We start from the raw sequence: 15,146 nt of genomic DNA on the forward strand, positions 1-15,146 counted from the left end.
CGCGCTACCCACGGATAGTGACACCGCGCGGGACGCGTCAGTCGAGACGACCGGTGGCCGCGAGCCGCCCGTACCAGTGCGCGCTGTCCTTCCAGATGCGTTCCTGCGTGTCGTAGTCGACCCGGATGATCCCGAACCGGCGGTCGTAGCCGTAGCCCCACTCGAAGTTGTCCAGCAGCGACCAGACGAAGTAGCCCCGCACATCCACGCCCTGCTCGCGGGCGTCCGCCACGGCGGAGATGTGCCGGCGCAGATAGTCGATCCGCAGGTCGTCGTGGATCCGGCCGTCGGCCGACACGGTGTCGTCGAAGGCCGCGCCGTTCTCGGTGATCATCAGCGGCTGCCCCGGGTACTCCCGGCCCAGCCGCAGCAGCAGCTCGGTCAGGGCCGGCGGGTCGATGTTCCAACCCATCGCCGTGTACGGGCCGGGCTGCGGCAGGAAGTCGACGTCGTCGGCGCCGACCCACGGCGAGTGTGCCGACGCGCCGTGACCGTCGGCGTCCGAGCGCGCCGAGTGCCCGTCCCAGGCGCGGACCAGGGTGCTGGAGTAGTAGTTGACACCAAGCACGTCCAGGGGCACGGCGGCCACCTTCTCGTCGCCCTGGTGCACGAACGACCAGTCGGTGACGCCCGCCGTGTCGGCCAGCAGGTCGGCCGGATACGCCCCGTTCAGCATCGGGCCGAGGAACGCCCGGTTGGCCAGCGCGTCGATGCGGCGGGCCGCGTCGACGTCCGCCGCCGAGTCGGACGCCGGGCGGATCACGTGCAGGTTCAGCGTCACCGACAGCTCGGCGGTCGGGGCCAATTCCCGGACCACCCGGCCGGCCAGGCCGTGCGCGAGGTTCAGGTGGTGCACCGCCGCCAGCGCGGCCACCGGCTCGGTCCGTCCCGGCGCGTGCACACCGGAGCCGTAGCCCAGGTACGCCGAGCACCACGGCTCGTTGAGCGTGGTCCAGGTGTGCACCCGGTCGCCGAGCGCGGCGACGATCCCCGACGCGTACTCCTCGAAGCGCAGCGCCGTGTCCCGCACCGGCCACCCACCGGCGTCCTCCAGCTCCTGCGGCAGGTCCCAGTGGTACATGGTGGCGACCGGGCGGACGCCGCGCTCCAGCAGGCCGTCGACTAGCCGGGAGTAGAAGTCCAGGCCGGCCTGGTTGAACCGGCCGGACCCGCCCGGCTGCACCCGCGGCCAGGAGATCGAGAAGCGGTACGCGCCCAGGCCCAGCTCGGCGATGTGGTCGAGGTCCTGCGGCCAGCGGTGGTAGTGGTCGGCGGCCACGTCACCGGTGTCACCGTTCAGCGTCCGCCCGGGGGTGTGGCTGTAGGTGTCCCAGATGGACGGCCCTCGGCCGTCCTCGGTGGCCGCGCCCTCGATCTGGTACGCCGCCGTGGCCGAGCCCCAGAGGAAGCTCTCCGGAAAGGTGCGTGCCGTCATCGTCCTGCTACCTCCGTCCCGGCGACCACGCAGTGGTACGCCGACGAGTCACCCGCCACCAGTTCCGCGGTGGCCACGCCGTCGCGGAAGCTCACCTCGAACTCCGCGCCCGGCCCTTCGCCGGGCGACGGAATCCGTACCCGTTGCCGTTGCCCCTGGGCCGGAGCGTAGAGGCGCAGCTCGACACCGTCCGCCCACTCGTAGTCGGGCCGGTCGGAGCGCGATCCGAACGGGATCACCGCGCCCGGCCGGACGAGCACCGGCAGGCTGTCGAACTCGTGCTTCTCGGTCACCCAGGCCGGGCCGGTGAGCTGCGCGCCGGTCACCAGGTGCGTCCACGTGCCGGCGGGCACGTAGAAGGTGACCTGGCCGTCGGCGCTGAGCACCGGCGCGACCAGCACGTCAGGGCCGAGCATGTACTGCCGGTCCAGGTGCGCGGCGGCCGGATCGTCCGGGAACTCGACGATCATCGGGCGCATCACCGGGATCCCGTCGCGGTGCGCCTCCTGCGCGGCGGCGGCCAGGTACGGCATCAGGCTGAGCTTGAGCCGGGTGAAGTGCCGCAGCACGTCGACGGCCTCCTCGTCGTACGCCCACGGCACCCGGTACGAGCCGGAGCCGTGCAACCGGGAGTGCGAGGAGAGCAGCCCGAAGGCGATCCACCGTTTGAACACGGCCGGATCGGGGGTGCCCTCGAAGCCGCCGATGTCGTGGCTCCAGTAGCCGAAACCGGACGACGCCAGGGACAGCCCGCCGCGCAGCGACTCGGCCATCGCGACGAACGTCGCCTCGCAGTCGCCGCCCCAGTGCACCGGGAACTGCTGCCCACCGGTGGTGGCCGAGCGGGCGAACACCACCGCCTCGCCCTCGCCCCGCTCGGTCTCCAGCAGCTCGAAGACGGCCTTGTTGTAGAGGTAGGAGTAGTAGTTGTGCATCCGCTGCGGGTCCGAGCCGTCGTGCCACACCACGTCGGTTGGGATGCGCTCGCCGAAGTCGGTCTTGAAGCAGTCGACGCCCATGTCCAGCAGGACCTTGAGCTTGCCGGTGAACCAGCGGACCGCGTCCGGGTTGGTGAAGTCGACAAGGGCCATGCCGGCCTGCCACTTGTCCCACTGCCAGACCGACCCGTCCGGGTTGCGGACCAGGTAGCCGGCCTGGCGGCCCTCCTCGAAGAGGTACGAACGCTGCGCGATGTACGGGTTGATCCAGACGCACACCTTCAGGTCGCGCTCGTGCAGCCGGCGCAGCATCCCCTCGGGGTCGGGGAAGGTCGCCGGGTCCCAGACGAAGTCGACCCAGTGGAACTGGCGCATCCAGAAGCAGTCGAAGTGGAACACCGACAGCGGCAGGTTGCGCTCGGCCATCCCGTCGACGAACTCGGTCACCGTCTTCTCGTCGTACGAGGTGGTGAACGACGTGGACAGCCACAACCCGTACGACCAGGCGGGCACCCGGGCCGGCCGGCCGGTCAGCGCCGTGTACCGGCGCAGCACGTCCTTCGGGGTGGGCCCGTCGATGACGTAGTAGGTGAGCGACTGGCCCTCGACGCTGAACTGGTTCTGCGCCACGACCTCCGAGCCGACCTCGAACGACACGTGCTCGGGATGGTCCACGAAGACCCCGTAGCCGGCGCTGCTGAGATAGAACGGCACGTTCTTGTACGCCTGCTCGCTGGCGGTGCCGCCGTCGGCGTTCCAGATGTCGACGGTCTGGCCGTTCTTCACGAACGGGCCGAAGCGCTCGCCCAGCCCGTACACCGTCTCGCCGACGCCGAGCGCGAGCCGCTCGTGCACGTACCGGCGGCCCTCGCCGTCGGTGACGATGCCCACGCTGCGCGCGGTGGACGCGGTGATCAGCCGGTCGCCGTGCTGGAACTCGACCCGCCAGCCGTCGATGAGCGCCACCCGGGCGGTCAGTTCACCGGTGGTCAGCGACGCGGTGATGCCGGTGATGTCGACGGTGACCGGGTGCGCGTCGTCGGTGCTCAACCCGAAGTGCGGCTCGCGGGGCAGCCCGCCGCTGTGGTGGCCGATGGTCACCCCGACGACGCCAGCGGCGGGGGAGAAGAACCGGACGGTGACGACGGGCCGGTTGAGGGTGTCGCCCCGACCGGTGATCTGACCGGCCGGCGCGAAGACGGTGAAGCCGCGCTCGTCCGGCTCGACCGATTCCACTGTGCCGGGGCGCAGCACGCTGACCCCCGGGCGCAGTTGCCAGTACCCGTCGGTGAACTTCACTTCTCGGCTCCTGCCGTGATGCCGCGCGCCAGAGTGCGCTGGAAGATGAGGAAGAAGAGGATGGCCGGCACCAGACTGATCAACGCGCCGGCGTTTGTCGTCGGGGCGTCCATCAGCCGGTCGCCCTGCAACGACGCGAGCGCGACCGGGATGGTCTGCGTCTGGTTGTCGATGAGCATGACCAGCGGGATCAGGAACTCGTTCCAGGTCCAGATGAAGAAGAAGATGAGGAGTACGGCGAGCGTGGGCCGCAGGTTGGGGAAGACCACCCGCCACAGCACCGTCCACTTGCCGGCGCCGTCGAGCGCGGCGGCCTCCAGCAGTGAGCGCGGGAACGTGCCCAGGACCGAGGCCAGCAGGTACGTGCCGAACGCGCTCTGGATCACCGTGAAGATGATGATCACCGAGAGCCGGGTGTTGTAGAGGCCGATCTCCTTCGCCACGTAGTAGAGCGGGTAGATCAGCGCCTCCTGCGGCAGCATGTTGGCCAGCAGGAACAACCCGACGATCCACAGCCGGCCGCGGACCCGGCCGATGCCCAGGGCGTACGCGTTGAGCAGGGACACGACGACGCCGAGCACCGCCACGGAGCCGGCGATGAGCGCCGAGTTCCACAGCTTGAGGGGGAAGTTCACCTCGGTCCAGTACGTCCGCAGACCCTTGGTGTAGAACTCGCCCGGCCAGCTCAGCGGCCCGCCCGACGAGTAGTCACCGGGCGACTTGAACGCGTTGAGCAGCATGAACGCGAACGGCACCAGCATGACGAGCGCGCCGAGCGTGACCAGGACGAGCACGACCCAGCGGCTGACTCCGCGGTGGTGCCGGTCGCGGACAGGCCGGTGCACCGGTGTGGGCACCGGCGTGAGCGTCACGGTCATGTCAGAACCCCCGGTCCCGGCGCTCGCTGCGCGCCTGCATCCAGATGAAGACCACGGCCACCACGACGATGATCAGCGTGAGCACGGTGGAGATCGCGGAGCCGTAGCCGACCTGGAGTTTCTTGAAGAACGTGTAGTACGCGAAGTACGACGGCACGTTCGTGGCGTTCTCCGGGCCACCCCGGGTCAGCGCGAAGATCGGCCCGAACACCTTCAGCGCGGCGATGGTGCAGGTCAGGGCCACCACGAAGGTCTCCGGCCGGATCTGCGGGAGGGTGATCGCCCGGAACCGGTGCAACCAGTTCGCGCCGTCGACCTCGGCCGCCTCGTACAGCTCCGGGTCGACCCGCTGCAACGCCGCCATGAAGACGACCACCGGGTAGCCGATCTGCACCCAGATCATCACCGCCATGACGGCCGGCAGAGCCGTGCCCGGGTCGCCGAGCCAGTCGTGGCGCAGCGCGCCGAGGCCCACCGCGTCGAGCAGGCTGTTGAACGCGCCGTCGGGGCGCAGGATCCAACCCCAGACGATGCCGGCCACCACCACGGGCAGCACCTGCGGCAGGTAGAACGCGGCCCGCAGCGCGGCGGCGGTACGCGGTGTGAACCGGCGCCCGATGACGTCGAAGAGCACCGAGGCGAGCAGCAGCCCGAGCAGGGTGGGCACCACCACCATCGCGACGATCATCGCCACGGTGTTGCGGAACGACGCCCAGAACACCTCGTCGTGCAGCAGGCGCTGGTAGTTGTCGAACCCCACGAAGGTGGGGTCGCCGATGCCGGACCACTTGGTCAGCGACAGGTAACCGGTGCCCACCAGCGGCGCGCCGATGACCAGGACGAACAGTACCGCTCCGGGGAGCAGGTAGAGCCAGTACGCCGCGGTGCGGCCGCGCGGTGCGCGGCGGGGCTTGCGCGGGGTGGGGGTCGCCGTCGGGGGTGGGGCGGCGACGGTCTCGGAGACTGCCATGGAAGATCCTTCCCGGCGGGGCGGGCGGGCACGCCGGTCGTGCCGGTCGTGCCCGCCGCTCGCCGTGTCACTTGCCGGTGATCTCCTTGACGCCATCGGCGTACGGCTTGGCGATCGTGTCGAGCACCTGGTCGGGGGACTTCGACCCGTTGATCAGGCCCTGGAAGCCACCGACCAGCACGTCGTAGTAGCCGGGCACCGGCCAGTCCGGGTAGAAGGCCAGGCCGTCCTGCTTGCTGACCGTGTTGAAGTCCTCGATCAGCTTGCGGTCCTTCGGGTCGCTGATCTTCGACGCGTCAGCGGCGACCGGGACGCCACCGTTGTTGCCGATCAGGTCCTGGATCTCCGGACGCAGGGTGATGTCGATGAAGTCGTACGCCAGGCTCTTGGCCTTGCTGTTCGACGGGACCACCCAGATGTTGCCCGACGACCCGGCGTTGAGGGTGTTGCCGGGGAAGAGGAACGTGTCCCAGTTGGCCTTCATCTCGGTCTTGAACCGGCCGTACCACCAGCTGCCCGAGACGATCATCGGGGTCTTGCCGGCGATGAACGCGGTACCCATGTCCTCGGCCTTGAGGCTCGCCGAGTTCTTGGCCACGTAGCCCTTGCGCACCCACTCGGCGAAGGTGTCCGCGCCGTACTTGAGCGGGTCGGCCTTGAAGTCGACCGGGTTCTTGTAGAGCTGGTAGTTGTCGACGAACTGCCGGTCGGCCTTGGAGAGCGCCAACTGGTAGAAGAGCTGCCCGGCCGGGTACTCCGCGCCGGCCATGCCCAGCGGCGTGACGCCCTTGCCGACGAAGGTGTCCATCGCGGCGGTCATCTCGGCCAGGCTGGTCGGCACCTTGACGCCGTTGCGGTCGAACAGGTCCTTGTTGTAGTAGACCGTGACGTACTCGCCGTAGTTCGGCACGCCGAACCAGTTGCCCGACCCCATCACGCCCTTGTCGCTGTACCGGGCGGTGGTCTGGAGGCTGGGGCTGAGCTTGCCGGCCCAGCCGCGCTTGTCGGCCTCGGCGCTCAGATCGGTGAGCAGGCCCTGCGACGACAGCAGGCCGGCCGTCGCGTTGCCCTTGTTGTACTCCATGATGTCCGGGCCCTCGGACGAGTTGATGATCATGCCGGCGTTCTGCTGGATCTGTTCGAACGCCTTGCGCTCGAAGCGCACCTCGACGCCCGGGTGCTCGGCCTTGAAGATCTCGATCGCCCGGTTCCAGCCGACCCCCATCGCGCTGTTCTCGCTCTCGTAGTGCCAGAGCTTGAGGGTCTTGGCCCCGCTGTCGTCCTCGCTCTCGCCGCCGCCGCACGCGGCCACGGTGGTCGTCGCGGTCGCCGCCAGGGCGATCGCCGCGACGATCCGGCGGAATCGCTGCATTGCTATCCTCCTCGTTGAGTATCGAGCCCGGTACTTCTGGGTCCGTCGTCGCGTTGCCGCGCGGCGGCGGGCCGTTTTCGCTGGTCAGCCCCCGCCCGTCGGGGGCGGTTCGGTGGTGACTCGTGCCGGCCGACGTGGCCCGGCGGTCGATCCCCGGATCTCCAGCGCGCACGGCAGCAGCTGCTGGTGGCGCTCGTGACCGGGCCCGTCCAGGTGGCGCACCAGCGCCTCGATCGCGATCCGGCCCAGGGTCGACCCGGGCGACGTCATCGCGGTCAGCGCCGGGGTGGCCAGCTCGGCGACCTGCGGCGAGGTGACCATCGAGACGACCGAGATGTCGTCGGGCACCGACAGGCCCCGTCCGGTCAGCTCGCCGAGGATGCCGAAGATCGCGGACTCGTTCATCGCCAGCACGGCGGTCAGCTCCGGCGTCCGCGCGAACGCGGCGGCCAGGGCGGCCCGCCCGCCGGCGGCGCTGTCCTCGGCCGGGATCATGACCGGCTCCAGGCCGTGCCCGGTCATCGCCGCGACGAACGCGTCCCGGGTGCGCAACGCCGGACCGTAGCCGCTGGCCAGCGTGGCCGCCGAGTGGTTGACGTAGACGATCCGGCGGTGTCCCAGGCCGACCAGGTGCGCGACGGCTTCCCGCACGGTCTGTTCGAAGTCGATGTCGACGTAGGAGAGCCCGGTGGTGTCGCGGGTGCGCCCGATCAGCACCAGCGGCACGCCCGCCTCCTGGAGCACGGTGACCCGCTCGTCGGCGAGCTGCACCTCCATCAGCACGACACCGTCGAGCATCCGCTGGCTGGCCAGCCGCCGCAGGTCGTCGAGGTTGCCGCCGCCGACCGGCGAGAGCACCAGGTGATAGCCGACGGCGCTGGCCGCGGCGGCGGCGCCGGTGACGAACGCGGTCTCGGTCGCGCCCAGGCCGCGCTCGTCCATCGGCATCAGCAGGCCCAGGATGCGGCTACGCCGGCTGGCCAGCCCGCGGGCCATGGCGTTGGGCTGGTAGTCGAGCTCGGCCATCGCGGCGAGCACCTTGTCCCGGGTGGCCTGGGAGATCGGCCGGGTGCCGGTGAGCACGTACGACACGGTGCTGACCGACACCCGCGCAAGGCGGGCGACGTCGTGCATCGTGGCCACCGCGCACCTCCTCCGGCCCCTGCGTGGAATCGCTCCCGAATGATCGTCGAAGCGTTTCGACGAAGCGTTTCGACAGACGCTAGGCCACCTGTTACGGCGACGTCAATAGCCGATGTCGAAAACAAGTCGGGCCCACCGACCCGGCTGGGGCGGCCCCGGCTGGGGCGCTTTACGGCAGGTCGAACAGGGTGGCGGCGTTGTTCCAGCAGACCGCGCGTAGCCAGTCGTCACCGAGGTCCAGCCGGGCCAGCCCGGTCAGCTGGTCCGCGTACGGGTAGGGGATGTTGGGGAAGTCGCTGCCGAGCAGCACCTTGCCGGCGAGGCCCAGGTCGCGCAGTCGGGGCAACTCGTCGGCGGGAAAGGGCACGAACTGGTCGAAGAACGGCGTGAACGCCATGGTGGTGTCCAGCCGGACCCGCTCGTACGCGTCGGCGAGGTCGAGGAAGGCTCGGTAGTCCGGCGCGCCGAGGTGCGCCACCACGGCGGTCAGTCGTGGGTGCCGGGCGAGCAGGTCGGCGAACGGGGCGGGCCCGGTGTGTGTCGTCCCCACCGGGGCGTGCCCGGCGTGCACCACCACCGGCACCTCGGCGTCGGCCAGCGTCCCCCACACCTCGTCCAGCGCCGGGTCGGTGGGGGAGAAGCCGCCGACCTGTACGTGCACCTTGAACAGCCGGGCTCCGTCGGCCAGCGCGGCCTCGACGTAAGCGGCGGCGCCGGGCTCGGGGAAGAAGGTCGCCGAGGGCAGGCAGCCCGGGGTGTCCCGAGCGAACTGCAGCGTCCAGCGGTTGAGGTCCGCCGCCATGCCCGGTCGGTGGGGGTACGCCAGCGCGCTGAACGCGCGTACCCCGAGGCGGCGCAGGTGGGCGACGCGGTCCGCATCGCTCCACCGGTAGCGGATCGGCCACTCGGTGCCGACCAGCGGCCCGGCGGCGTCGAAGTACTCCCACACGCGCCGCAGCAGCCTCGGCGGCAGGAAGTGCACGTGCACGTCCGCCAGCCCGGGAAGTCCCAGCGCGCGCCAGAACTCCGGCACCCGCGCGTCCTCGGCCGGCGGTGACGGCGGGCTCTCCGCCGAAGATGACGCGGCTGCGGCGTGGGTCATACGTCGATGTTGAACCGTTGCAGCACCGATGGCGCGACCAGGCCGGCGGTGGCGAGCACCGAGACCACGGTCAGCACGGCGCGCAGCACGACCACCTCGGTCTTGCTGCCGGTCCGCAGCGCGATGCTGTTGGGCAGGCCGATCATCGTCCACATGCGTCGGCGGATCGGGATCGGCCAGAGGATCGGCACCCCGGCTCTGGTGATCATGTCGCCGAGGATGTGCACGAAGCAGCCCACCCCGACGGCCGTGCCGATCAGGGGGTAGCCCCGCCCACCCGGCAGGTTGGCGAAGGTGAACCAGGCCGCGCCGGCCGACGCGAGCGTCACGATCACCCAGCCGGCCCGTTCGGCCCACTCGTCGAAGAGCCCGCGCAGGGCGAGACCGAACATGAAGAACAGGATCGTGATCACCGCCCACTTGCCGTACGCGGCGCAGAGGGCGGTGGTGCCCCAGCCGACCAGCAGCGTGAACGGAAGCGTGTGGGTGAGCGTCCGGTGCCCGTTGTTGCGACGCGGATCCTTGCTGAGCTTCGTCGCGTAGTAGACACCGAGCGAGATCTTCTCCATCACCTCGGCGACGAAGAGCGAGAAGACCCCGAACGTGCGGGCGACGGTGGCACCACCCTGGTTGCGGGTCACCTTGCCGGAGAGGTCGAGGTCGGGAAAGAGCGCTCCGCCCGCGCACACCGCCGTGCCCACCGCCAGCGCCAGCGGCGACTGGTGGTAGTCGGCGAACTGGTCCAGCGCCCAGGACCCGGCCAGCCATACCGCCGCGCCGGACAGCGCGTGCGACGGTCCCATCATCTCGGCTCACCCTCCCCAGGGATCTTGAGCGCCAAAACTACGCCACTGTAGCCAGCGCCGGTGTCGCAGGGGCGTCAGTCGCGCTGTCCACAACGGACAGTGTCAGAGGGTGGGCGTGAAGCTCTGCCGGATCATCACGAAGTATGCCGCGTTGACCTGCCAGTCGAACTCTTTTGTCAACCACGAGACGGTGTAGGCGCGCCCGGCCGAGGTGTTGGCGAGCAGCCGGATGCTGTGCACCCGCTCACCGGCGGCGTTCTCCCAACTGCACTCCCAGAGAGCCCCGCCGTCGAAGACGTCGAGCGCCGAGATGTCCACCTTGCGGTAGCCCGGCAGCGCGTCACCGGCGACGAGCCGCTTCTCCTCGGCCTTCCAGTGCGCTACCGGATCGACCTGCGGCGGCCCCGCCTCGACGCTGAGCACCCGGGCCCCGCTGGGCTCCCGGAAGCAGGTCACCGCCCCTTCGGTCCAGCGTGCCCAGGCCACCGGCGCCGCGATGCGAAAGCCGGCCGGGTCGACGTGCCAGGTCCAACCGTCCCGCAGCCCGTACCGCGCGTCGCTCGGCGGCGACACCGACGGCACCGGGGTGGCCGTCGGCGGCGGAGGCGCCGCGCAGGCGAACGCGACAGGTCGGGTGGCGGTCGCGCCACCTCCGGCGCCAGACGGAGGCATCCGCTCGTCCGGGCGGTTGAGCAGCGCCGCCGTGACACCCCCGGCGACGAGCAGGACGGCGGCGGTCGCCGCGCCGCTGAGTGCGATCAGCCGTCCGCGTCGGCCGTTCGGGCGGGCCGTCGGCGGGCGGATCGACGGCGCCGCGTCGTCCGCCGGACCCGCCGGGCCGACCGGGGTGGACGCTGCCGACCGGCCCGCGCTGCGGACCGCCGCCACCGCCGAGGAGGGAGCCGGCCCGGCCGGCCGGTCGTGGTCGGCGGCCGCGGCGCGCAGCAGCTGCTCGGCCTCGATGGCGGTCAACCGCCGCCAGGGGTCGCGCTGCAGCAGGCCGGTGATCACCGGACGCAGCGGGCCGGCCCGACGCATCGGATCCGGCGGTTCGATGGCCAGCGCGCTCAGCGTCGCCATGGCGCTGGACCGGGCGTACGGGGACTGCCCCTCTACCGTGGCGTAGAGCGTCGCGCCCAACGACCACAGGTCGGTACGCGGATCCGACACGCCCTCGCGGGCCCGCTCCGGCGCGACGAACTGCGGCGAGCCGAGCACCAGGCCCGGGCCGGTCATCGCCCCGTCCCCGCCGTCGAAGGTCGCCAGCCCGAAGTCGGTGAGCACCACCCGCCCGTCGTCGGCGACCAGCACATTGTGCGGCTTCACGTCGCGGTGCAACACGCCGGCGCTGTGCGCCGCCCGCAACGCCGCGAGCACGGCCAGCCCGATCCGGGCGGTACGTTGTGGACTCAGCGGGCCCTCGGTGTTGAGGATCTGCTGCACCGACCGGGATGGCACGTACTCCATCACGATCCACGGATTTTCCCGGTCGTGCACCACGTCGTAGAGACGTACGACGTTGGGATGGTTGAGCCGGGCCGCCGTGCGGGCCTCGCGCATCGTCCGCAGTCGTAGTTCGGCGCGCTCGGCCTCGGCCAGCCAGGATGGCGGCACGACCTCCTTCACCGCCACGTCCCGGTGCAGCATCTCGTCGCGGGCCAGCCATACCCGGCCCATCCCGCCGGTGCCGACCAGGTCGAGCAGCCGGTACCGACCCGCGATCAGCAACTGCTGCACGGTCGCTCCCCCTCGGTCACCCCGAGTTACACGATAGCCACCAACGCGGCTTTTCTCATCCGCTGAGCGGCCTCGATCCACGCCGGACGGAGGGCCGAGCAGGGCCATACGGCGCAGGTCAGCGGGGTGGTCGGAAACTCTTTCGCACCGTTGTCCAGTCCGCGTCGGCGGCTGTCCAGTCCCGGTCGTCGGTGATCCAGCCCAGGGTCCAGCGCTCGCCCGGGAGGACCTGTTGCCGGGCGTGCAGCACCGGGCCGTACGGGGCCGTCCACCGGCACTCCCACTCCGCGCCGCCGCCGCCCGCGGCGAGCCGGATCTCGTCGTAGTTCGGCAGCGCCCCGATTCGGGCCGCGTCGTCGCGGGCCGACCGCAGTCGGGTAAGCGGGTCGGCCTCCGTGCCCTGCGCGACGCTCAACGCCCGACCGGTGGCCGGGTCCTGGAAGCAGACCAGCGCGCCTTCGCGTGAGTAGTGCCAGGTCGCCGGCACGGAGACCCGGAAGCCGGTGCTGTCGGCGTGCCAGACCCAACCCGCGGGTGGCCGGAACCGCTCGCCCGGCGCGGGTGACCCGGCCGCGACCGGCGGCCCCGCGACGTCCGGATGGACGCAGGGGAACGGCGGCGGGGGCACGTCGCGGCCATTCGGCGGCGGGCCGGGCCGGCCGGGACCACCACCGCCGTACGGCCCGCCACCGCCGTACGGGCCGCCCCGGTCATCGCCGGAGCCCTCGTTCGCGCCGCTGCCGTCGTTCGGACGATTCGCCGGCGTCGCGGTGGACCGCCCGGCGGTGTCGGTCGGGGCGTCACCGGCGACGGCCAGCGCGGTGCCCACGCCGGCCGCGGCGGACACGAGCAGCGCGGTGACGACAAGCGCGGCCCGCCGCGCCGTCGGCCGCTCGCCCAGTCGTCCGCCCAGTCGCTCGGACGTCGCAGGGGCGGGGGTTGTCACATCCGCCGAGGCCCGGACGCCCGGTTCGCCGCTCGGGCGGGCGTCGGTCGCAGCGTTTCCCGGTGGAACGGCCTCGCTGCCGCTGGTGGTGGCGGCCGGGTCGGACTCGGGCAGCGCGATGGTGACGTCCTGGTCGCCCGGTTCCCCGGAGGCGGACGCCGCCGCGGCCGAGGAGCCGGACGGGGCGTCGGCTGCGGCTTCCCGCGAGTGCGGCGGCGGGCTGGGATGGCCGGTCGTGGCGGCGGTGAGCAGCCGGCGGGCGTCGTCGTGGTCGAGGCGGTCGCGCGGGTCGCGGCGCAGCAGCCCGGCGAGCACCGGGGCGAGCGGACCGGCGTGCGGGGCCGGGTCGGGTGGGCCCGCGGCCAGGGCGCTGAGCGTGGCCATCGCGTTGCTGCGGGCGTACGGGGAGCGGCCCTCCACGGCGGCGTGCAGGGTGGCCCCGAGCGACCACAGGTCGGCGGCCACCGTGGACACGCCCTCGGCGGCGCGCTCCGGGGCGACGTACTGCGGGGAGCCGAGCACCATCCCGGGGCGGGTCATCGCGCCGTCCCCGCCGTCGAAGGTGGCCAGCCCGAAGTCGGCGAGCATCACCCGGCCATCGTGGGCGACGAGCACGTTCTGCGGTTTGACGTCGCGGTGCAGCACTCCGGCCGTGTGCGCGGCCTCCAGCGCGCCGAGCAGGGCCAGGCCGATCCGGGCGGCGCGGGCCGGCGCCAGCGGCCCCTCGGCGTCGATGACGTCCTGCAGGGTGCGCGACGGGACGTACTCCATCACGATCCACGGGCTGCCCTCGACCGGGACGACGTCGTAGAGCCGGACCACTGCGGGGTGGTTGAGCCGGGCCGCGGCGCGCGCCTCCCGCAGCGTGCGGGAGCGCAGCTCGGCCCGTTCGTGGTCGGCCAGCCAACTGGGCGGTACGACCTCCTTGACCGCGACCTCGCGGTGCAGCATCTCGTCGCGGGCTCGCCACACCCGACCCATGCCCCCGCGACCCACCAGGTCGAGCAGCCGGTACCGACCGGCGATCAGCACCTGCGCACGCTCCTCCTCAGCCGCTGTCCGAGGTACACCCTAACCAGCGGATCGGAAGTCACCTATCGGTCGTCCGACTTGGCTCAGCAGGCGGCGTGGTCGGCGGCGGCGAGCAGATTGCCCTCCGGGATGGCGATCCGGTCACGCCCGCCGGCCAGTCGGGCGGCGGCCCGCCGGGCCTGGAGCGGGCCGTGCTCGCGACGGGCGGTGGCATAGGTGGCGGCGGTGCGGGCCGCGATGCTGGCCCAGCCGTACCGCTCGCCGACCATGCTGCGGGCCCGTCGGGCCACCCGTCGGGCGAAGACCTCGTCGCCGAGCAGTTGGTCGACCGCTCCCGCGAGGGCCGCCGGGTCGCTGTGCGGGAACGTCACACCTGTCACGCCGGACTCGACGATCTCGGCGAGGCCGCCGGTGCGGGCCACCGCCAGCGGCGCTCCGGCGGCCGCCGCTTCCAGGGCCACCATGCCGAACGGCTCGTAGAGGCTGGGGACCACAGTCGCGTCGGTCGCGCCGAGCACCGCCGGCAGTTGGGTGGCGTCGAGGAAGCCCGTGAAGCGGACGGTCGAGCCGAGCGCCAGGCGGCGGGCCTCGGCCTCCAACTCGGGGCGGTACGGGCCGTCGCCGGCGATCACCACGCGCAGGCCGGGGTGCCGCTCGCGCAGCCGGGGCACCGCGTGCACGAGGTGCTGCACGCCCTTCTCGTACACCAGGCGTCCGGCGTACCCGACGAGGGGGCCGTCCGCGGCGAACCGTGCGCGGGCCGTGGCGACCGCGCGCGGGCGGGCCCGCCAGGCCCGGTCGTCGACCCCGTTGGGCACCACGTCGACCAGCCCGGTCGGCACGTCGAACAGCGCGCTGACCTGGTCGCGCATGTAACCCGAACAGGTGATCACCCGGGTGGAGGACCCGCTGAGCCAGTGCTCGACGCCGTGGATGGTGCGGTTCATCTCCTCGGGCAGCCAGCCCTGGTGCCGGCCCGCCTCGGTGGCGTGAATGGTGGTGACCAGCGGCAGGTCGAGGTGTTCGGCGAGGGTGGTCGCGGTGTGGGCGACGAGCCAGTCGTGGGCGTGGATGACGTCGTAGCTGCCGGCCTGGGTGGCGCGTAGGGCGGTGCGGGTGAGGGTGTGGTTGAAGGCCATGGTCCAGGCGAGCAGGGAGCCGGTGGCGAGGGGGAACGTCACCGGGTCTTCGGGAGCGCGCAGGATGCGCACGCCGTCGGCGTACTCCTCCAGGGGTGCGCCCTCGGCGTGGCGGGTGACGACGGTGACCTCGTGGCCGGCGGCGGCGAGGGCGACGGAGAGGGCGTGCACGTGTCGGCCGAGGCCGCCGACGAGCACCGGCGGGTACTCCCACGACAGCATCAGCACCCGCAGCTGACGGGCGGGGTGGATGTCGATCACGTGGGCGTCGGGTGACATGCGGCCCCCTTTGAGTTGTCCCCGGGCGCGCGCCGACCGACACCGGAGTCGGTGTCGCCGTCGCGTCTGG

Annotated in this window: 11 protein-coding genes; all 11 read right to left on the reverse strand. The window is 71.9% G+C overall.

From position 1 onward, the window contains the following. Positions 1-37: 37 nt before the first annotated feature. Positions 38-1,435 carry a GH1 family beta-glucosidase gene (locus ACGGAQ_RS28180; RefSeq protein ID WP_393054339.1) on the reverse strand — a complete coding sequence of 466 codons (1,398 nt, stop codon included), beginning with the start codon at positions 1,433-1,435 and terminating at the stop codon, positions 38-40. After that, positions 1,432-3,672: an alpha-xylosidase gene (gene yicI / locus ACGGAQ_RS28185; protein WP_393054341.1), complete on the reverse strand. Its 2,241-nt coding sequence runs from the start codon at positions 3,670-3,672 to the stop codon at positions 1,432-1,434. Before yicI ends, ACGGAQ_RS28180 begins: the two co-directional genes overlap by 4 nt. Continuing rightward, positions 3,669-4,550 (reverse strand): carbohydrate ABC transporter permease, encoded by an 882-nt coding sequence (locus ACGGAQ_RS28190; protein WP_393054343.1) that lies wholly within the window; start codon positions 4,548-4,550, stop codon positions 3,669-3,671. The genes yicI and ACGGAQ_RS28190 overlap by 4 nt, the downstream gene beginning before the upstream one ends. 1 nt (position 4,551) lies before the next feature. Continuing rightward, entirely contained in the window at positions 4,552-5,520 is a 969-nt protein-coding gene (locus ACGGAQ_RS28195) for a carbohydrate ABC transporter permease (protein ID WP_393054345.1), read from the reverse strand. A 67-nt stretch (positions 5,521-5,587) separates the two neighbouring features. Further along, positions 5,588-6,892 carry an ABC transporter substrate-binding protein gene (locus ACGGAQ_RS28200; protein WP_393054347.1) on the reverse strand — a complete coding sequence of 435 codons (1,305 nt, stop codon included), beginning with the start codon at positions 6,890-6,892 and terminating at the stop codon, positions 5,588-5,590. A gap of 84 nt (positions 6,893-6,976) precedes the next feature. Continuing rightward, positions 6,977-8,026 carry a LacI family DNA-binding transcriptional regulator gene (locus ACGGAQ_RS28205; RefSeq protein ID WP_393054450.1) on the reverse strand — a complete coding sequence of 350 codons (1,050 nt, stop codon included), beginning with the start codon at positions 8,024-8,026 and terminating at the stop codon, positions 6,977-6,979. Between the two features lie 178 nt (positions 8,027-8,204). Next, entirely contained in the window at positions 8,205-9,137 is a 933-nt protein-coding gene (locus ACGGAQ_RS28210) for an amidohydrolase family protein (protein ID WP_393054349.1), read from the reverse strand. Next, a complete protein-coding gene (locus tag ACGGAQ_RS28215; RefSeq protein ID WP_355067169.1) occupies positions 9,134-9,943 on the reverse strand; it encodes a metal-dependent hydrolase in 810 nt (269 codons plus the stop codon). The genes ACGGAQ_RS28210 and ACGGAQ_RS28215 overlap by 4 nt, the downstream gene beginning before the upstream one ends. A 102-nt stretch (positions 9,944-10,045) precedes the next feature. Beyond that, positions 10,046-11,680, reverse strand: coding sequence for a protein kinase (locus ACGGAQ_RS28220; protein WP_393054351.1), 1,635 nt, complete (start codon positions 11,678-11,680; stop codon positions 10,046-10,048). A gap of 118 nt (positions 11,681-11,798) precedes the next feature. Beyond that, positions 11,799-13,658, reverse strand: a complete 1,860-nt coding sequence (locus ACGGAQ_RS28225) for a protein kinase (RefSeq protein ID WP_393054353.1) — start codon at positions 13,656-13,658, stop codon at positions 11,799-11,801. A gap of 83 nt (positions 13,659-13,741) precedes the next feature. Next, the gene (locus ACGGAQ_RS28230) at positions 13,742-15,076 is read right to left on the reverse strand and encodes a glycosyltransferase family 4 protein (protein WP_393054355.1); all 1,335 of its coding nucleotides are present in this window, start codon (positions 15,074-15,076) and stop codon (positions 13,742-13,744) included. Between the last annotated feature and the right edge of the window lie 70 nt (positions 15,077-15,146).

Source organism: Micromonospora sp. NPDC047557, assembly GCF_043205095.1.
GTDB lineage: Bacteria > Actinomycetota > Actinomycetes > Mycobacteriales > Micromonosporaceae > Micromonospora.

Coding starts and splice junctions, on each gene's coding strand:
- ACGGAQ_RS28200 (WP_393054347.1), bottom strand. CDS start 6,892: ATGCAGCGATTCCGCCGGATCGTCGCGGCGATCGCCCTGGCGGCGACC.
- ACGGAQ_RS28205 (WP_393054450.1), bottom strand. CDS start 8,026: ATGCACGACGTCGCCCGCCTTGCGCGGGTGTCGGTCAGCACCGTGTCG.
- ACGGAQ_RS28230 (WP_393054355.1), bottom strand. CDS start 15,076: ATGTCACCCGACGCCCACGTGATCGACATCCACCCCGCCCGTCAGCTG.
- ACGGAQ_RS28180 (WP_393054339.1), bottom strand. CDS start 1,435: ATGACGGCACGCACCTTTCCGGAGAGCTTCCTCTGGGGCTCGGCCACG.
- ACGGAQ_RS28215 (WP_355067169.1), bottom strand. CDS start 9,943: ATGATGGGACCGTCGCACGCGCTGTCCGGCGCGGCGGTATGGCTGGCC.
- ACGGAQ_RS28190 (WP_393054343.1), bottom strand. CDS start 4,550: ATGACCGTGACGCTCACGCCGGTGCCCACACCGGTGCACCGGCCTGTC.
- ACGGAQ_RS28210 (WP_393054349.1), bottom strand. CDS start 9,137: ATGACCCACGCCGCAGCCGCGTCATCTTCGGCGGAGAGCCCGCCGTCA.
- ACGGAQ_RS28195 (WP_393054345.1), bottom strand. CDS start 5,520: ATGGCAGTCTCCGAGACCGTCGCCGCCCCACCCCCGACGGCGACCCCC.